The organism is Streptomyces sp. NPDC006487 (genome assembly GCF_042870555.1).
GTDB lineage: Bacteria > Actinomycetota > Actinomycetes > Streptomycetales > Streptomycetaceae > Streptomyces.
Genome location: NZ_JBIAHN010000010.1, coordinates 218031 through 235815, shown reverse-complemented (window position 1 = coordinate 235815; position 17785 = coordinate 218031). Strand labels below are relative to the sequence as shown.

Genomic DNA, 17785 nt, shown 5'->3' with positions numbered 1-17785 from the left:
TGGTGGGCCCCGGGCGCGGCGGAACAACGGAGAAAAGAGGAAGTCGCGCGCTCAGGGAGGCGTCAGCGACAGAGGATGTCGGCCACGCTGTGCGCGGTCACACCAAGCAGCGCCAGCTCAATGGCGGCGCTCGCGGTGATGGTGTGCAGGTGCGACATGCGGAGAACAATGACCGACCATCGGACAGCTTGTCAACGCGGATGATCAACTCCCAGGATACACCCAGGGGTTGGGTTTGCACTTGATGTTGTTGATGTCCAGGGACTTCGTCTGCTGCTGCATGATCGGAGCGAGCGCGCCCGGTGTCTGGCAGCTCACATGGCCGTGGCCGAGCCGGTGGCCGACCTCGTGGTTGATCAGCATCTGGCGGTAGGCGAACATCTGGTCCGCGCCGTACGTCGCCGAACCCTGCGACCAGCGGTACGCGTTGATCATCACGCGATCGGTCGACGCGGAGTCGCAGGAGACGTTGTCGATGGTGGTGTCGAGTCCGGACTTCTTGCACCAGACACCGGTCGTCCCGGGGCTGGCGAGCGTGATCACGAAATCGGCCTCGCCGCCCGGCACCCGCTCGAAGGTCTTCGTACCGCCGTGACCCCAGCTGCGGTCGTCGTTCAGCGTGCGGTGCACGGCCTCGGCGAACAGCTGCGGATCCAGGCCGAGCCCCTGCTCCACGTCGACGCGGTAGCGCACCACCTGCCCCTTGCCCGGCGCCTTCGCCACCCCGGGCACGGTGTCGAAGACGCCGGAGCCCTTCAGCTTCTCGTCGATCGGGAACTGCTGTGCCATCTTCTGGTCGTACGTGAGCTCCGGCGCGGCCTTGAGCGCCGCGGAGGCGTCCGGGGTGGGCCGGTCGTCGGAGCGGGAGGCCGCGGAGTTGCCCTGGGCGGTGTGGCTGTTGCCCTCGTCGGAGGCGCGCACGGTGTTCTTGGCGCTGTCGCTCTCGGAGGCCGCCTGGCCCGCGACGACGACGGCGAGCGCGACGGTGACGGCCGCCGCGGCCATCCCGGCGTACGTACGCCCCTTCGCGCCGCGCCCGGCCGCGGGCGGCGCCCCCTGCGCCTCTTCGGCGGGGGTGGCGACCGGCGTGCGCGGCGCGGGGATCCGGCGGCGCGACCCGGTGGCGGTGAAGGCGTCCTCGGCGACGAGGTCCCGGGCGGCGGGGACGGCGCCGTAGGAGCCCGTGGTGGTGAAGGCGTCCTCGTGGACCGGGATCCGGCGGTGGGAGCCCGTCGCGGTGAAGGCGTCGTCGGCGACCGGGACCGCACGGTGTGCACCCGTCGCGGTGAAGGCGTCCCCGGCGACGGGAATCCGGCGGTGGGAGCCCGTCGCGGTCATCGGCGAGTCGAGGGTGACCTGCGGGAAACCGACCGCGGGGGTACCGAAGGCCGGGGCGTCGTAGACCGGGGCATCGTGCACCGGAGTGTCGTACACCTGGGTGCCGTAGACCTGGGCAGGTGCGCCCGTGGCGGCCGCCGGCCGGGTGCGGGGGGCCCCGCGCCAGTCCCCGTAGGCCGCGCCGGTGCCCGCGGCGGCGCCCCAGGCCCCGCCGGGCTCGTGCTGTTCGGGATGGCCGCCGCGCGCGCCGGACACCGGCTCGTGGCGCGGCGGGGCCGCGTACCCGCGCGGGGCGACGGCCGGTTCGGCCCACCCCGCCTGGGACGGGGCGGCGGTCCGGACACCGGCCCGTTCGGCCGGCTGAGGATGCTCTGAGCCGGGGCCCGGAGCTTTGGCGGGCTCCTTGCGACTATGTCGTCCCACGTCTCAGCCCTTGCCGTCCTCGTCGGTATTCACGTTCTCCACGGTGTGCACGGTCTCCCCGTCGCCGGTGGCGTCCAGCAGCTCCCGGAAGGCGGCCGCGACCACCTCGGGGTACTCCATCATCGCCACGTGCCCCGCCTCCGGCAGGGACAGCAGCCGCGAACCCCGGAAGGCCGCGGCGGCCTTGCGCGCCATACGGTACGAGACGAGCTGGTCCCGGCCACCGTAGACCAGCAGGGTCGGCGCGAGCACCCGCTGCGCCTGGCGCCACAGTCCGTGCTGGCCACCGAGGGTGTAGGCGTCGACGATGCCGCGCGAGGAACGGGTCATCGCGTCCCAGAAGTACGGCAGTGCGAGCCGCCGTTCCATTTCCTCGACGGCCGCCTCGAACGCTTCGGGCGTCACCCGCGAGGGGTCCCCGTAGCAAAGGTCCGTCACCCCCCGGGTGCGCCGCTCGGCGCTCAGACCGCGGGTGAGCCTGCCGAAGAGTCCCGCCACTCCGGGCACGGCGAGCAGCGCGGTCGGCACGGCCGACTTCTGCACGCGCAGTTCGGGCAGGGCCGGGGAGACCAGCGTCAGCGTGCGCACCAGGTCGGGCCGGACGGCCGCGACCCGGGTGGAGACGGCGCCGCCGAGGGAGTTCCCGAACAGGTGCACCGGTCCGCGCCCGGCGGCGTCGAGGTGGCGGATGACGACGCGCGCGAGCCCGGTCACCGAGTAGTCCCGGTCGGCGGGCGGCGGCGACCAGCCGAAGCCGGGCAGGTCCACGGCCTCGCCCTCGACGGAATCGGCCAGCCGCGCCATCAGCGCGGACCAGTTCTGCGAGGACCCGCCGAGCCCGTGGACGAAGAGCGCGGGCGGCAGACCGGCCCGGACCGCCGGGCGGTACCGCACCTGCATTTCCAGCCCGGGCAGCCGGTCGGTGCGCAGCTGCTCCCCTTCGGCCACTCGCACGGCTCCCACCTGGGAAGACTCGTTGGAAGACGAGGGGTCGGCGGACCGCACACCCGGCAGCTCGGTCGAAGACATGGGGCAATGTTACGAGACGATCACGCGCCGCCTCTTGTGTTCGCCGTCACAGATGCTTGCGGCACCGCCTAGCGGGGTATGCGCGATCCTCCTAGGCTCGTAAGTGGAAAGGGGTGCGCTCCATGACTGTCGACCCTGCGGAACCGGACACCTTCCAGTCAGAGCAGCCGGAAACCCTCGACGTGGAAGCCCCCGAGGCGGACGCGGCGGAGCAGAACGCGGAGTTGAATCCGATCGAGGACGATCCGCTGACCCCCGTGGGCCAGCGCGAAGCCTCCGACGGGGACGCCGCCGAGCAGACCCGGGTGGTGGCCCTGGACGAGGACGATTACCGCTGAGCAAGCGCTGACCAGCATCTCCGGTGGGTAACCGGCGGTCCGTACCGCGAGAAAACTCGGCTTGAACCCTCCAGATTCGGTTACCGAAAAGTACGATGGCCGCGCGGCGCAAGGCGCACTGTGTACTAGAGAAAGTGGGAGGCGGCGTGACAGCCATCGAGCAGACCGAGGCAGCGCGTCCGCGGGGCACGCGACTTCCGCGCCGGGCCCGGCGCAACCAACTTCTGGGCGCCGCCCAGGAGGTCTTCGTCGCGCAGGGTTACCACGCTGCGGCCATGGACGACATCGCGGAGCGCGCCGGAGTCAGCAAGCCGGTGCTCTACCAGCACTTCCCCGGAAAACTCGACCTCTACCTGGCGCTGCTCGACCAGCACTGCGAGGCCCTGCTGCTCGCCGTGCGCACCGCTCTGGCGTCGACCAACGACAACAAGATGCGCGTCGCCGCGACCATGGACGCCTATTTCGCGTACGTCGAGGACGAGGGCGGCGCCTTCCGCCTCGTCTTCGAGTCGGACCTGACGAACGAGCCGGCGGTGCGCGAGCGCGTGGACCGCGTCTCGCTGCAGTGCGCCGAGGCCATCTCGGACGTCATCGCCGAGGACACCGGCCTGTCGAAGGACGAGTCGATGCTGCTGGCCGTGGGCCTGGGCGGGGTCTCGCAGGTCGTGGCCCGGTACTGGCTGTCGAGCGAGAGCCCGGTCGCCCGTGACACCGCGGTGGGTCTGCTGACCTCCCTCGCCTGGCGCGGAATCGCCGGCTTCCCGCTGCACCCGACGGACGTCTGACCGGCGGCCGACCGGGGCCGGGCCGGGTTTCCGGGCCGGCCCCGGCGGTCCCCGCCGGTCTGACCGGCGGCTGTTCGCTGCGAGCGTTTTCGCCGCGCGGCGGACACGTCCTCTCTCCGGGCTAATGTGGACCGGGTAACGGCGCGGCAGATCGCGCGAACCGGACCGTCGGAGGGACAAGGCCGTGGAGGTCAAGATCGGCGTGCAGCACGCACCCCGGGAGATCGTGCTCGAGAGCGACCTGAGTGCCGAGGAGCTGGAGAGCATCGTCACCGCCGCCCTGTCCGGCTCGGCGCCGCTGCTGAGCCTCACGGACATCAAGGGCCGCAAGGTCCTGGTGCCGTCCGAGCGCCTGTCGTACGTCGACCTGGGCGAGCCCAGCGCGCGCAAGGTCGGCTTCGGCGCACTCTGAGCCGAACGCTCCCCGCACGGCGGAGCACCCAGAAGTACCGAGAACGGCCCGGTGGACGACTCCGCCGGGCCGTTTCCGTTTCCTCCGCCTCGGGTAGGACCGCTGTAAGCGACACGCTCCCGGTACGCCCCGGTACGTCCGACCTACGTCCGCCGTTCGAGAGGAACCCCCATGCTGCTGATCGAGGCGCTCGGCTCCGCTCTCCTGGGCCTCGCCCTGGCCGGGACGGCCGTCCGTGCGCTCGGCCCGCGGCTGCCCTCTCCGCGGGCGGTGCTGGTGAGCGGAGTGGCGGGCGCCCTCTTCGGGGCCTATCTGACGCACACCGCGCTGGGTCCCGGGCACAACACCCTGTTCGCGACCCTCATCGGCGGCGCGCTGGTCTCGGCGGTGGTCCTGTCCCTGCTGCTCCGGCCCGCCGGCCGGACTGCGAGGCCGTCCCACCGGACTCCGTTTTCGATTCCGACGCGGGGCTAGACGACCCCACTGACCCAAGACGCCGGCCCCCGCGCGGAAGGTTCCGCGCGGGGGCCGGCGTCTTGGGTCAGTCCCGGGTCCCGGACTAGGCCGCGAGGCCCAGGGCCGCCATGCGCTTGGTGTGCGCCTTGGTGATCCGGGTGAACATCTCGCCGACGGCCGCGAGGTCGAAGCCGGCCGCCATGCCGTCGACGCCGCCGACGAGCATCGTGGAGAGCGCGTCGCGCTCGGCGACCACGCGCTGCGCCTGCGACAGGGCCTCGCCCATCAGCCTGCGGGCCCACAGGGCGAGCCGGCCGCCACAGCGGGGGTCGGCCTCGATGGCGGCGCGCACCTTCTCGACGGCGAAACCGCCGTGGCCGGTGTCGTCGAGCACGCTCACGACGAGCCCGCGGGTGTCCGTGTCGAGGTGGGTGGCCACCTCGCGGTAGAAGTCACTGGCGATGGAGTCGCCGACGTAGGCCTTGACCAGGCCTTCCAGCCAGTCCGACGGGGCGGTCTGGCGGTGGAAGTCGTCGACGCCCTTCGCGAAGGGCTCCATCGCGGCGGTGGCGTCCTCGTCGATCGCGGTGAGCCGGTCACGCAGGCGCTCGAAGTGGTGGAACTCGGCGGAGGCCATCTTCGCGAGCTCGGCCTTGTCCCCGAGGGTGGGCGCGAGCTTCGCGTCCTCCGCGAGGCGTTCGAAGGCCGCGAGTTCGCCGTACGCGAGCGCCCCGAGCAGATCCACCACGGCGGCCCGGTACTGCGGCGAGGCGGAGGCCGTGGCCCAGTCCTGGGCGGCGATGCCGGCTGCCTCGGAGGGGGCGCTTTCGTCGGCGGGCGATGCGTTTTCAACGGTCGACATGCTCCGCACAATAGCTCGCCGAAAGGCACCATGAACCACCTGCTCAGTCCACGTAAACGCGCCTACCTGGTGAATTCACCCGACACAGCTGCGAGATTCCGGGGTACAGTGGTAATGCGCCTGCCGAACACTCGGCGGGCCATCCGAATGAGGATGCCCGGTCGGTGGCCCGATCGGCTCCACCCGACCGCCCTCGGCGTGATGCGTACGTTCATACGTACCGCCTCCCACGAGGGGCCCCCTCAGCGGCATAAAGCGCCTGAGCGATGGCTCGTGGTCCCGCGCAGCTTCGTACGTACGTAGTAGTACTGCAAGCCCGGCACGGTACGACCCCCTTCGCCGCCTCGCGCCGCGTCTCACAGAAGAGGCAGCACCCTGACTACGTTCCGAGACCTCGGGATCTTTCCCGAGACGGCCGAAGCCCTTGAGGCCGTCGGCATTGTGTCCCCCTTCCCGATCCAGGAGATGACCCTCCCCGTCGCCATGTCCGGCACGGACGTCATCGGCCAGGCAAAGACCGGTACCGGCAAGACGCTCGGTTTCGGCCTCCCCCTGCTGGAGCGCGTCGTCGTCCCCGCGGACGTCGAGGCGGGCCGTTCCACGCCGGAGCAGCTCACCGACGCCCCGCAGGCCCTCGTGGTGGTTCCGACCCGCGAGCTCTGCACCCAGGTCACCAACGACCTCCTCACCGCGGGCAAGGTCCGCAACGTCCGCGTCCTCGCCATATACGGCGGCCGCGCGTACGAGCCGCAGGTCGAGGCGCTCAAGAAGGGCGTCGACGTCATCGTCGGCACCCCGGGCCGCCTGCTCGACCTGGCCGGCCAGAAGAAGCTCGACCTCTCCAAGGTCAAGGCCCTCGTCCTCGACGAGGCCGACGAAATGCTCGACCTGGGCTTCCTGCCCGACGTCGAGAGGATCATGAGCTACCTGCCGGCCAAGCGTCAGACGATGCTGTTCTCGGCGACCATGCCGGGCGCCGTCATCGGACTGGCCCGCCGGTACATGACGCAGCCGACGCACATCCGCGCCGTCTCCGAGGACGGTGAGGGCGCGACCGTCGCCAACACCACGCAGCACGTCTTCCGTGCGCACAACATGGACAAGCCGGAGCTCGTCTCCCGCATCCTGCAGGCCGAAGGCCGCGGGCTCGCCATGATCTTCTGCCGCACCAAGCGCACGGCGGCCGACATCGCCGAGCAGCTCGAGAAGCGCGGCTTCGCCTCCGGCGCCGTCCACGGCGACCTGGGCCAGGGCGCCCGCGAGCAGGCGCTGCGCGCCTTCCGCAACGGCAAGGTCGACGTGCTGGTCTGCACCGACGTCGCCGCGCGCGGTATCGATGTCGAGGGTGTCACCCACGTCATCAACTACCAGACGCCCGAGGACGAGAAGACCTTCCTGCACCGCGTGGGCCGCACCGGCCGCGCGGGCAAGAAGGGCATCGCCGTCACCCTGGTCGACTGGGACGACATCCCGCGCTGGCAGCTGATCAACAAGGCGCTGGAGCTGGACTTCCACGACCCGGTGGAGACGTACTCCACGTCCCCGCACCTGTACGAGCAGATGAACATCCCGGCCGGCACCAAGGGCGTCCTGCCGCGTGCCGAGCGCACGCGGGCCGGCCTGAAGGCCGAGAACCTGGAAGACCTGGGCGAGACCGGCGGCCGCGGTGCACGCGGCGGCCGCGACGGTGGCCGTGACAGCGGTCGCGACGGCGGTCGTGGACGCGACGCCGGACGTGACGGTGGCCGCGGCGTGGCCGCCCCGGTCGCCGAGGAGCGTCCCGCCCGCGCCCCGCGCCAGCGTCGCCGCACCCGTGGCGGCTCGGACCAGGGCGCCGAGCTGCTGACCCCGGTGACCACCGAGGCCGCCCCGGTCAGCCCGGTCGCCGCGCCCGCCGCGGCGGTCAAGGCGCAGGCGGTCCAGGCCCCCGAGGCTCCGGCCGCCGACGAGGCGCGCAAGCCGCGCCGCCGCCGGACCCGGTCGGCCGCTCCGGCCGCCACCTTCGTCGCCCCCGCCACGGCACTGGAGCCCCTGGCCCCGTTCGTCGTGGAGCCCGAGGTCGACTTCCAGATGGCTCCGCTGGTCGAGCCGGTCCGGGAGCGCCGCACCAGCGCCCCCCGGAGCAGCGCCCCGCGTGCCCGCGCGCCCCGCAAGGCCGCAGCCGCTCCGGTCGCCGCCCCGGTGGCCGAGGTCGTCGCCCAGGCCGCCGTGGTCGAGGCGCCGGTCGCTCCGGTCGTCGCCGCTGCCGCGGTCGAGGAGGCCCCGGTCAAGCCGAAGCGCACGCGGACCCGCAAGGTCGCCGCTGCCGCCCCGGCCGCCGAGGTCGTCGCCGACGCCGCCGCGCCGGTGGCCGAGGAGGCCCCGGTCAAGCCGAAGCGCACCCGCACCCGCAAGGTCGCCGCTGCCGCCCCGGAGGCTCCGGCCGCCGAGGCCGCCGCTCCGGTGGCCCCGGAGGCTCCGGTCAAGCCGAAGCGCACCCGGACCCGCAAGGCCGTCGCCGCGGTGGAGACCCCGGAGGCGTAACGCCCTGCCGATGGCCCCGGTCCCCTTTCGAGGGGGCCGGGGCCATCGGCGTACCCCGGCCCGGGCGGAGCTCCCGTACGGGCGTACGGGCCGGTAACCTCGGGCCATGAGCAAGCCGCCGACCCTCACGCTCCCGCCCGCAGCCCGTGCGTTCCGGCTGGCCACGGCCCGCGGCGAGTTCGCCGCGCACGAGGCCGTGCCCGTCGGGCCGGCCCGCGGCGCCGCCCTGCTGGTGCCCGGCTACACCGGCAGCAAGGAGGACTTCATCGGCCTCCTCGGGCCGCTGGCCGCCGCCGGGTACCGCGTCGTCGCCGTCGACGGCCGCGGCCAGCACGAGAGCGGCGGCCCGCGCACACAGGCCCCGTACGCCCTGGCGGAACTGGCGCACGACGTCCTCGCGCAGACCGCCGCCCTAAACACGGCCGGGCCGGTGCACCTGCTCGGGCATTCGCTGGGCGGGCTGATCGTCCGGGCGGCCGTGGTCCGCGATCCGGCCCCGTACGCCAGCCTCACGCTGCTGAGCAGCGGCCCGGGCGCGGTCTGCGCCGACCAGCAGGGCCGTACGAAGCTGCTCGTCTCGGCGCTGGAGGCACTGGGCGACGACATGCCGGGCATCTGGGAGGCCATGCGTGCCATGGATCCGCGCGACGCGCCCCCCGAGGAGCCGGCCCTCGCGGCCTTCCTGCGCGCCCGCTGGCTGGGAACCGTCCCCGAGCAGCTGATGGTCACCGGCCGGGCGCTGATCGAGGAGCCGGACCGGATCGACGAGCTCGCCGCCGCGGCGCCCGGACTGGCGAAGCTGGTGCTGTCCGGGGAGTCGGACCCGGTGTGGCCGGTGTCGGAGATGGACGCGATGGCGCGCCGGCTGGGCGCGGCGCGGGTGGTGATCCCGGGGACGGAACACTCTCCGAACGCCGAGGATCCGGCGGCCGTGGCAGCGGCACTGGCGGCGTTCTGGAAGGCCTCCGAGGAGTCCTCCGAGGGGCCTCTGACGTCTCCGACCCCCGTTAGTAGTTAGACAGAGAAAAAATTTCCTTAGCGTAGGGAATGTTTGCGGCTTACACTTCGTTAACCCTGTACAAGGAGAAACACTGACGAAGGGAGAAGCCCCATGCGCTTCGAGATTCTGCGCCTGGACGACGTCGACGGATCTGCCGTGGACAGCACCGTCGTGGACGCGGCCTCCGTCAACCGGATCGTGCAGCAGGCCGCGGCCGTAGGCCAGCGCATCCTGATCCGACCGGCTGAGACCGTGTCCAACTGACCGCGTCCACCTATTCGCCGAACGCCCCCGCACCGATCCCGGTGCGGGGGCGTTCGCATGCGCGGCGGGTGGCGCTACGAGGTGTGGATCACCTGGAGCACGCCGTTGATGATCTGCTGGACGGCGATCGCGGACAGCATCATGCCCGCCAGGCGCGTCACGAGGACCACGCCACCGTCCTTGATCACGCGGATGATGACGAGCGAGTAGCGCATCACCACCCACAGCACGATGTGCATCGCGATGATCGCGGCCCATACCGAGACCTGCCCGGTGACCCCGTCGGCCTTCTGCACGGCCAGGATCACCGAGACGATCGCACCGGGCCCGGCGAGCAGCGGCATGCCGAGCGGGACGAGCGCGACGTTCACGTCCTTGGTCTGCTTCGGCTCGTCGGTCTTGCCGGTGAGCAGGTCGAGCGCGATGAGCAGGAGCAGCAGCCCGCCCGCGATCATCAGGGCCGGCACGGAGACGTGCAGGTAGTCGAGGATCTGCTGGCCGCAGATACCGAAGACCGCGATGACGCCGAAGGCGACGCAGACGGCCTGCCAGGCCATGCGGCGCTGCACCTTGGCGGGGCGGCCGGAGGTCAGCGCGAGGAAGATGGGCGTGATCCCCGGAGGGTCCATAATCACAAAAAGCGTGAGAAAGAGGGATCCGAAGACGGCGAAATCGAGCACAGTGATGCCTTGCAGGAGAGGGGTGTCACGAAAAAGAGGGGGCAAGCGAAGCAGAGGGGGAGGGGCGGCGGCAGCGGTCAGCCGCGTACGCGTCCGCCGGCGCCGGGGACCGGGAACGCCCCGGTGGCACGGCGGGTGATCTCGCCGTAGATCTCGGGGTCGGTCGTGTACTCCCCGAGGCGGCAGGTCTTGCGGCTGCCGTGGTAGTCGCTGGACCCGGTGGTCAGCAGACCGAGGTCGCCGGCCAGGCCGCGCAGGCGCGCGCGGGTGGGCTCGTCGTGGTCCATGTGGTCGACCTCGATGCCGTCGAGACCGGCCGAGGCGAGGGCGGCTATCGCGCTCTCGGGCACGCAGGTGCCGCGCTTGACGGCGGCGGGGTGGGCGAAGACGGTGACCCCGCCGGCCGCCTTGACCAGGCGGATCGCGTCGAAGGGGTCGAGCTCGTGCTTCTCTGCGTACGCGCGGCCGCCGTCGGCGAGCCAGTCCGCGGTGAACGCGTCCGACACGGTGCGCACGACGCCCAGCTCGACGAGCGCGGCGGCGATGTGCGGGCGCCCCACGGATCCCTCACCGGCGATCCGGGCCACCTGCTCCCAGGTGATGTCCACCCCGAGGTTCTGCAGCTTGCCGATCATGGCCTGTGCGCGGGGTGTGCGGTCGTCGCGTACGAGCTCCCGCTCACGGAAGAGCTCGGGCTCCTCGGGGTCGAAGAGGTACGCCAGCATGTGCATGCCGATGCCGTCGAGGCGGCAGCTCAGCTCGGCGCCGGTGACCAGGGTCAGCCCCTGGGGCAGCGCGGCGATGGCCTCGCGGTACCCGGCGACGGTGTCGTGGTCGGTCAGCGCCACCACGTCGAGCCCCGCGCCTGCGGCATTGCGCACCAGCTCGGCGGGGGTGTCCGTACCGTCCGAGGCCGTGGAGTGGGCGTGCAGATCGATGCGCACAGCCGGACTCCAGGGTTCACACGCGGACGGGGGACGCTCCAGGATACCGTCCGCATTTCCCCGTACGGGCCCTCTGCACGGGGCAGCCTGTGCCGGGGCTGCCGGGACCGCCCGCGCCCCGCGCCGCCGGACGGAGTCCGGCGCAGCGCCGCGAAGCCGGGGAGGCCCGCCAGGGCCGAGCCGCGCGAGCGGCGCGTCAAGAAGGCCTGCGGCGCGTCAGGAGGACAAAATGCGGGGGCTCAGGGCGCCGCAGGGCAGCAGCTCCACCTCGGCTCCCGCGTCGCGCAGGTCGGTCAGGACCAGCTCGTCGTACATCAGCAGGCCCGACTGCTCCGGCCAGACGATCGCCCACAGCCACAGCCCGCGCGCCTCGCCGGCGAAGACGGCCCGGTCCTCGGGGACGCCGGTGACGTGCCAGAGGGGTGTCGGGCGCCCGGCGGCGACCACCTTGGCGTGCGGCGGCGCGGAGACGTTCATGTAGCGGCCGGGGTCGGGGGCGTCGAGGCCGGCGAAGCGCGCGCCCAGGCCGACGCCCAGCTCCTCGGCGATCAGCAGCAGCTCGCCGATGCCGCCGAGCGGGCCGGGACCCGAGCAGGCCACGGCGGTGGCCCGGCCGCCGCTGCGGTCGTCACCGGCGGAGGCGACTCCGGTGAACAGCCAGCCGACGGGCAGCGGCCAGGGCATCCAGACCGGTACCTGCGCCCGGTTCACCACCACGCCCAGGCCTTCGACGCTCGGCGGGATCACGGGCTGCAGGGGATGGACGGTGCCGTGCACCGCACACTGCCAGGAGTCGGCGAAAAGACCGGGCGCCCTGACCCGGCCACCACACTTCGGGCAACTCGGTTCGCCCCTCATAAGAAGCCACGCTCCTCCCCGCCGCGCGCCCCGTCAAGACGCGCTCACCCGTCCGGGCGGCCGGGCGGCGGCCGGATGCTCAGTCCAGTGCGACTGCCGTACGCAGAGGGTCCCGCAGATCGGTGCCGCGCGCGAGCCAGCGTTCCTGCAGGGCGGCGGCGCCGTGGACCCTCTTCCACGCCGCCTCGTTCGCCGTCATCGGCAGGAGCGGGAAGAACGAGACGGGGTCCATGGGGTCGTCCAGGGCGAGGTCCTCCACCAGACCGCCGGGCTCCGCCACGAGGACGGAGGTGAACGGCGCCCCCTCCCAGAGGGGTTCGCCCACGTCCAGTGAGGCGCCGGGCGCCACGATGAGCCCTTCCACCTGGGGCGAGGCCGCCAGTACGGCCAGCGGCCGCAGCAGCCTGTCGGTGGGCGCCAGCCCGCCCCGTACGGTCAGGACGAGCTCCGCCCGCGGGCCGCGGACGGGGTCGGAGACCACCGCCGTCGGATCGGTCATGGGCTGGGCGGACATGCCGAGGGTCGCGTACCGCACGAGGTCGCCCTCGGTGAAGCGGAGGACTTCGAAACGGTCGGTGCCCAGGAAGGTGACGGCGGCGCGGGCATCGGGTTCGCCGAGGGCGGCGCGCAGCCGGGCTTCCACAAGGGCCAGAATTTCTGCCATGGACCGAGCATAGAACTCGTATCAGCCGGGTAAAGAGCGGCTCTTGACCATCCGTCGGCTGATATCGTTGACCGCTGGTCGGGGACGCTCTCAGAAGAGAAGTTTCAGTGCCCCGGCGACAGGACGTCCCTTACGGGGGACCGGCCGGAGGAGGTGGGGCTGCGGTGCATCGAAGTCGATCGCACAGTACGTGCGGTACCTCTCGCTCTTCCACTTCGCCGACGGGCGCGCCGCGCCCCCTTTGATCCGCGGGTCTTTGGATCCACACGCCGGATCGGTCGAAGAGCGACGGAAGAACTGTGTCCTCCCGTCCTGATCCTTCCGCCTGCCCGCCCGGACTGCCGACCGGGTGAGCGTGCCGTCCGGAAGGACCTCCCACCCGTACGGTCCGCAGCCGTGCGCGCGAAGGAGCCTGCCATGTCGATGCTGCCCTACCTCCGTGCCGCCGTCCGCCCCGCGCTGCGCAGGTCCACTCCGGCCCAGCCCGGCTACGACACCACCCGCGACCCGTCCGCGAACAGCGCGGTGGTCGACTGCGCCGTCTACCGGGACGGGCGGCGCGCCGTGCGTGCGCAGGGGGCCTCCTGCCTGACGCCCCGTGAGGCGCTGCGCGAGGTCCGCGAGGACGGCGGTTTCGCGTGGATCGGTCTGCACGAGCCGACGGAGGCCGAGTTCGCCGGGATCGCCGCCGTGTTCGGGCTGCACCCGCTCGCGGTGGAGGACGCGGTGCACGCGCACCAGCGGCCGAAGCTGGAGCGCTACGACGACACCCTCTTCACCGTCTTCAAGACGATCCACTACGTCGAGCACGCCGAACTCACCGCCACCAGTGAGGTGGTGGAGACCGGCGAGGTGATGTGCTTCACCGGCCCCGACTTCGTCATCACCGTCCGGCACGGCGGCCACGGCTCCCTCAAGGGCCTGCGGCACCGCCTGCAGGACGACCCGGCGCTCCTCGCCAAGGGGCCGTCCGCCGTCCTGCACTCCCTCGCCGACCACGTGGTCGACGGGTACATCGCCGTCGCCGCGGCCGTGCAGGACGACATCGACGAGGTGGAGAGCGAGGTCTTCGCCGCCCCCGCCAAGGGCGCCGCGCGCGGCGGCGACGCCGGCCGCATCTACCAGCTCAAGCGCGAGGTGCTGGAGTTCAAGCGGGCCGTCTCCCCGCTGCTGCGTCCCATGGAGCTGCTCAGCGAGCGCCCGATGCGGCTGGTGGAGCCCGACATCCAGAAGTACTTCCGCGACGTCGCCGACCACCTGGCCCGCGTGCACGAGCAGGTCGTCGGCTTCGACGAGCTGCTGAACTCCATCCTCCAGGCCAACCTGGCGCAGGCGACCGTCGCGCAGAACGAGGACATGCGCAAGATCACCTCCTGGGCGGCGATCATCGCCGTGCCCACGATGATCTGCGGGGTGTACGGGATGAACTTCGAGCACATGCCGGAGCTCCAGTGGCGCTACGGCTACCCGATGGTGATGGCCGCCATCGCCGGGACCTGCTTCACCATCCACCGTGCCCTGCGCCGCCACGGCTGGCTGTGAGCGTGCGGGGGGCGCTGGCTACCCTGTGCGCATGACTCTCAGCGCGCTCGATCTGGCCCTCGTCGAGGAGGCCACCAAGAAGTCCGGCCTCATCTGGGTCCGCGGCTCCGGGGCCGACCGCGGCCTGTGGCACGCCTGGGTGGACGGCGCGGCGCACGTGCTCGGCGACGGGCCCGGGGAGCAGCCGTTCCCGGGGCTCGCGGACGGGGCGGCGGCCGAGGTCACCGTGCGCAGCAAGGACAAGGGCGGCCGGCTCGTCGCGTGGACGGCGACCGTACGCGAGCTCGTGCCCGGCAGCGAGCCGTGGGAGGCCGCGGTGGCCGAGCTCAAGGGCAAGCGGCTCAACGCGCCCGACTCCGCCGAGATGACCGAACGCTGGGCGCGGGAGTGCCGGCTGCTGCGCCTGGAGCCGGAGGCGGTCCGGGCCGCCCTCCCCGAGGGTTCGCTTGCGGCGGCTCCGCTGGGCTCCCCCGCGACGACCCGCCGGCCCATCCCGGCCGGGCTGCCGAAGCTGCTGCTGAAGCGGAAGAAGAAGGCGTCCCGCTAGGGACCGTGGCCCGCCGGGGAGGGCGGCCTAGCCCTGAGGGTTCGCGCCCTGCCCCGAGCCCTGGCCGGTGCCGCCCGCCTGCTCCTTGGTCGTGGGCAGCTCGGAACCGTAGTCCACCGTCTGGTCCGGCGCGGGCGCGGTCAGCTCGACCGGTGCGCCCCATTCCGCGAGGGTCACCCGGCCGGCGCCGCCCGCGCGTTCCATGAGGAGCGGGTAGGGAGTGCCCTCCAGGGAGACCGAGAGTTTGCCGCCCTTGCCCTTGTCCGCCGAGACCTGGACGGCCCGGGTGGGCCCGACCTTGGTGTAGTCCTCGCCCTTGGTGAGCTTTCCGTCGAGCCCGAGCAGCCCGTCGAGCATGACCTGCATGTCGGTGAACCCGCGGAACTGCTTGTACGAGGGGTCGCCCTCGGGCACCTTGACGAACTTGTCGCCGAGCTTGCCGGCCGCCTCGGACTGCCCCCAGAACGCGGCGCCCGCCTTGAGGTAGAGCTGCTCCCCGACCCGCAGCAGCTGGAAGGTGGTGTCGTCCTGGGACTTCACCTCGCCGGAGCCGCCGTCCGCCCCGAGCCGCATGTCCAGCGTGAAGGACTTGCCGCCGCTGACGAGCGTGCCGGAGAGGTGGACCGACTGGGCCCCGGTGACGGCCGACTTCGCCTTGTCCTCGATCTGGTCGGCGGAGAGTTTGCCGACCCCGTTCGTCCCCTCGTCGGGGTCCGCCCCGCACCCCGTGCCGACGACGGCCAGGCCCGCGCAGAGGGCACTGACGAAGGCGGCCCGGCGCAGCCGCGGGGCGGGGAAATAGGCGGTCACGGGCAGGTGCCCCTCTCGTTGCGTCGGCGAGCAGCTGGCAGCGTACCCGCCCGTACGCGGGCCTCCGCGCGGCGCCCGTGCGGAGCTCGTGGGGACGCGCGTACGGAGGGCGCGGGGGCACCGCGGGGGCACCGCGCGGACGCCGGGGGGTGCACGGGGGGATGCGGGGGGGATGCCCGGGCGGACGGCCCCACCAGGAGGTTGCGTGCGGTACGGGCTAACCTGAGGGCGGCAGTACCGGTGATCGACGGATGACGCAGCTCGTAGGAGGCGCTCGGATGGCGGCAGGCGCCCCACGGATCTTCGTCTCGCATCTGTCGGGTGTGCCCGTCTTCGACCCCAACGGCGACCAGGTGGGCCGGGTACGCGACCTCGTCGCGATGCTGCGCGTGGGCGGGCGGCCGCCCCGGCTGCTCGGTCTGGTGGTGGAGGTCGTCAGCAGGCGGCGGATCTTCCTGCCCATGACCCGGGTGACGGGCGTCGAGTCCGGCCAGGTGATCACCACCGGCGTGGTCAACATGCGGCGCTTCGAGCAGCGCCCCACCGAGCGGCTGATCCTCGGCGAACTGCTGGACCGGCGGGTGCGCCTGGTCGCGGACGACGAGGAGGTCACCGTCCTGGACGTGGCCATCCAGCAGCTGCCGGCCCGCCGCGACTGGGAGATCGACCGGATCTTCGTACGGAAGGGCAAGTCGGGCGCGCTGCGGCGGCGCGGCGAGACCCTGACCGTGGAGTGGTCGGCGGTGACGGGCTTCTCGCTGGAGGAGCACGGGCAGGGCGCCGAGAACCTGGTCGCCACCTTCGAGCAGATGCGTCCCGCGGACGTGGCGAACGTCCTGCACCACCTGACGCCGAAGCGGCGTGCCGAGGTGGCGAGCGCGCTGGACGACGACCGGCTCGCGGACGTCATGGAGGAACTGCCCGAGGACGAGCAGGTGGAGATCCTCGGGAAGCTGAAGGAGGAGCGCGCGGCCGACGTCCTGGAGGCGATGGACCCGGACGACGCGGCCGACCTGCTCTCGGAGCTGCCGGAGGACGACAAGGAACGCCTGCTGACGCTGATGCGGCCGGACGACGCCGCCGACGTGCGGCGCCTGCTGTCGTACGAGGAGAACACCGCGGGCGGTCTGATGACCACGGAGCCGATCGTGCTGCGGCCCGATGCCACGGTCGCGGACGCGCTGGCCCGCGTACGGCAGTCGGACCTGTCGCCGGCGCTGGCGGCGCAGGTGTACGTGTGCAGGCCGCCGGACGAGACCCCGACGGGCAAGTACCTGGGCACGGTGCACTTCCAGCGGCTGCTGCGCGATCCGCCGTTCACCCTGGTCAGCTCGATCGTGGACACCGGGCTGGCGCCGCTGCGGCCGGACGCCTCGCTGCCGGTGGTGACCAGCTACCTGGCCGCGTACAACATGGTCGCGGTCCCGGTGGTCGACGAGAGCGGCTCGCTGCTGGGCGCGGTCACCGTCGACGACGTACTGGACCACCTGCTGCCGGACGACTGGCGGGAGACGGACTTCCACTCGGAGGGCCCCGGCGGTCCCGAGGATTCCGAGCGTGCGGAAGGGGCCCTCCGTGGGAACTGAGCGGGGGCGCGGCGAGCAGCCGCGCGAGCGGCGCAAGGAGCAGATCCGGGAACGGCGCGAGCAGGCGCGGGCGCAGGCCCGCGAGTACGGGCTGGCGGAGGCGGCCGCGGAGCGGGCGGAACGTTCCTCTTTCGAGCGCGGCGAGCGGGCGAAGGCCGGCCAGTCGACAGGGTCGAGCGCGCTGTCGCGCTCGCGCACCCGCCTCGACCTGCCGCGCCCGGCCCGCCGCCGGCTGCTGCCCGAGTACGACCCGGAGGCCTTCGGGCGGCTCTCGGAGCGGGTCGCGCGGTTCCTCGGCACGGGCCGGTTCATCGTCTGGATGACCGTCGTCATCATCATCTGGGTGCTCTGGAACATCTTTGCGCCGGAGAGCGTGCGCTTCGACCAGTACCCCTTCATCTTCCTGACCCTGATGCTGTCGCTCCAGGCCTCCTACGCGGCCCCGCTGATCCTGCTGGCGCAGAACCGCCAGGACGACCGGGACCGGGTCAACCTGGAGCAGGACCGCAAGCAGAACGAACGCTCGCTGGCCGACACCGAGTACCTGACCCGGGAGATCGCGGCGCTGCGGATGGGTCTGGGAGAGGTCGCCACACGCGACTGGATCCGGTCCGAGTTCCAGGATCTGATCAAGGAGATGGACGAACGGCGGCTATTCCCGCTCGAGAGTGACGAAGGCGACCGCTAGCGGGCTTTCCTGAGGCCCGCCACCGCGCCGTACCAT

Annotated in this window: 20 protein-coding genes; 11 read left to right on the top strand and 9 right to left on the bottom strand. The window is 72.3% G+C overall.

Annotated features, from left to right (window positions below; all coding sequences use genetic code 11):
- Nucleotides 1-62 precede the first annotated feature (62 nt).
- The 3 genes from ACFYM0_RS19385 to ACFYM0_RS19375 are packed head-to-tail and all read right to left on the bottom strand — an operon-like array spanning nt 63 to nt 2790.
- Nucleotides 63-158: an Ms4533A family Cys-rich leader peptide gene (locus ACFYM0_RS19385; protein WP_388502812.1), complete on the bottom strand. Its 96-nt coding sequence runs from the start codon at nt 156-158 to the stop codon at nt 63-65.
- Between the two features lie 46 nt (nt 159-204).
- Nucleotides 205-1761, bottom strand: coding sequence for a DUF3152 domain-containing protein (locus ACFYM0_RS19380; protein WP_388502809.1), 1557 nt, complete (start codon nt 1759-1761; stop codon nt 205-207).
- Nucleotides 1762-1764: 3 nt separating this feature from the next.
- Nucleotides 1765-2790, bottom strand: a complete 1026-nt coding sequence (locus ACFYM0_RS19375; protein ID WP_388502806.1) for an alpha/beta fold hydrolase — start codon at nt 2788-2790, stop codon at nt 1765-1767.
- A 122-nt stretch (nt 2791-2912) separates the two neighbouring features.
- Between ACFYM0_RS19375 and ACFYM0_RS19370 the strand changes: the two genes are divergently transcribed.
- The 4 genes from ACFYM0_RS19370 (at nt 2913) to ACFYM0_RS19355 (ending at nt 4799) form a co-directional block, all read left to right on the top strand.
- Nucleotides 2913-3128, top strand: coding sequence for a hypothetical protein (locus ACFYM0_RS19370; RefSeq protein WP_388502804.1), 216 nt, complete (start codon nt 2913-2915; stop codon nt 3126-3128).
- Nucleotides 3129-3274: 146 nt separating this feature from the next.
- The gene (locus tag ACFYM0_RS19365; protein ID WP_214949215.1) at nt 3275-3913 is read left to right on the top strand and encodes a TetR/AcrR family transcriptional regulator; all 639 of its coding nucleotides are present in this window, start codon (nt 3275-3277) and stop codon (nt 3911-3913) included.
- A 184-nt stretch (nt 3914-4097) separates the two neighbouring features.
- Nucleotides 4098-4325: a DUF3107 domain-containing protein gene (locus ACFYM0_RS19360; protein ID WP_243335978.1), complete on the top strand. Its 228-nt coding sequence runs from the start codon at nt 4098-4100 to the stop codon at nt 4323-4325.
- Nucleotides 4326-4496: 171 nt separating this feature from the next.
- The gene (locus ACFYM0_RS19355; protein ID WP_388502801.1) at nt 4497-4799 is read left to right on the top strand and encodes a hypothetical protein; all 303 of its coding nucleotides are present in this window, start codon (nt 4497-4499) and stop codon (nt 4797-4799) included.
- 85 nt (nt 4800-4884) lie between these two features.
- Here the strand turns inward: ACFYM0_RS19355 and ACFYM0_RS19350 are convergent, their stop codons facing one another.
- Complete coding sequence (locus tag ACFYM0_RS19350; protein ID WP_243335974.1) at nt 4885-5643, bottom strand: ferritin-like fold-containing protein; 759 nt, start codon at nt 5641-5643, stop codon at nt 4885-4887.
- 465 nt (nt 5644-6108) lie between these two features.
- On the opposite strand from ACFYM0_RS19350, the gene ACFYM0_RS19345 reads away from it, so the two are divergent.
- From ACFYM0_RS19345 to ACFYM0_RS19335, 3 genes are all read left to right on the top strand, one after another.
- A complete protein-coding gene (locus tag ACFYM0_RS19345) occupies nt 6109-8166 on the top strand; it encodes a DEAD/DEAH box helicase (protein WP_388502800.1) in 2058 nt (685 codons plus the stop codon).
- Between the two features lie 106 nt (nt 8167-8272).
- Nucleotides 8273-9184, top strand: a complete 912-nt coding sequence (locus tag ACFYM0_RS19340; RefSeq protein WP_388502798.1) for an alpha/beta fold hydrolase — start codon at nt 8273-8275, stop codon at nt 9182-9184.
- 93 nt (nt 9185-9277) lie between these two features.
- Complete coding sequence (locus tag ACFYM0_RS19335) at nt 9278-9430, top strand: hypothetical protein (RefSeq protein ID WP_243335969.1); 153 nt, start codon at nt 9278-9280, stop codon at nt 9428-9430.
- A 74-nt stretch (nt 9431-9504) separates the two neighbouring features.
- On the opposite strand, the gene ACFYM0_RS19330 is transcribed toward ACFYM0_RS19335, so the two are convergent.
- From ACFYM0_RS19330 to ACFYM0_RS19315, 4 genes are all read right to left on the bottom strand, one after another.
- Complete coding sequence (locus ACFYM0_RS19330; protein WP_388502796.1) at nt 9505-10110, bottom strand: MarC family protein; 606 nt, start codon at nt 10108-10110, stop codon at nt 9505-9507.
- A 77-nt stretch (nt 10111-10187) separates the two neighbouring features.
- Nucleotides 10188-11054 (bottom strand): PHP domain-containing protein, encoded by an 867-nt coding sequence (locus ACFYM0_RS19325; protein ID WP_388502793.1) that lies wholly within the window; start codon nt 11052-11054, stop codon nt 10188-10190.
- A 216-nt stretch (nt 11055-11270) separates the two neighbouring features.
- The gene (locus ACFYM0_RS19320; protein WP_266904792.1) at nt 11271-11912 is read right to left on the bottom strand and encodes a DUF6758 family protein; all 642 of its coding nucleotides are present in this window, start codon (nt 11910-11912) and stop codon (nt 11271-11273) included.
- 79 nt (nt 11913-11991) lie between these two features.
- Nucleotides 11992-12576 carry a suppressor of fused domain protein gene (locus ACFYM0_RS19315; protein WP_388502789.1) on the bottom strand — a complete coding sequence of 195 codons (585 nt, stop codon included), beginning with the start codon at nt 12574-12576 and terminating at the stop codon, nt 11992-11994.
- 417 nt (nt 12577-12993) lie between these two features.
- Here ACFYM0_RS19315 and ACFYM0_RS19310 point away from each other — a divergent pair, with 417 nt between their 5' ends.
- Together ACFYM0_RS19310 and ACFYM0_RS19305 are read left to right on the top strand one after the other, a co-directional pair.
- Nucleotides 12994-14118, top strand: coding sequence for a magnesium and cobalt transport protein CorA (locus ACFYM0_RS19310; RefSeq protein WP_388502786.1), 1125 nt, complete (start codon nt 12994-12996; stop codon nt 14116-14118).
- 31 nt (nt 14119-14149) lie between these two features.
- Entirely contained in the window at nt 14150-14665 is a 516-nt protein-coding gene (locus ACFYM0_RS19305) for a hypothetical protein (protein ID WP_388502783.1), read from the top strand.
- Between the two features lie 27 nt (nt 14666-14692).
- On the opposite strand, the gene ACFYM0_RS19300 is transcribed toward ACFYM0_RS19305, so the two are convergent.
- Nucleotides 14693-15475, bottom strand: a complete 783-nt coding sequence (locus tag ACFYM0_RS19300; RefSeq protein WP_388502780.1) for a hypothetical protein — start codon at nt 15473-15475, stop codon at nt 14693-14695.
- A 278-nt stretch (nt 15476-15753) separates the two neighbouring features.
- Between ACFYM0_RS19300 and ACFYM0_RS19295 the strand changes: the two genes are divergently transcribed.
- Complete coding sequence (locus ACFYM0_RS19295; RefSeq protein WP_327254807.1) at nt 15754-17061, top strand: magnesium transporter MgtE N-terminal domain-containing protein; 1308 nt, start codon at nt 15754-15756, stop codon at nt 17059-17061.
- 181 nt (nt 17062-17242) lie between these two features.
- Complete coding sequence (locus ACFYM0_RS19290) at nt 17243-17749, top strand: DUF1003 domain-containing protein (protein ID WP_388503044.1); 507 nt, start codon at nt 17243-17245, stop codon at nt 17747-17749.
- Nucleotides 17750-17785: the final 36 nt, after the last annotated feature.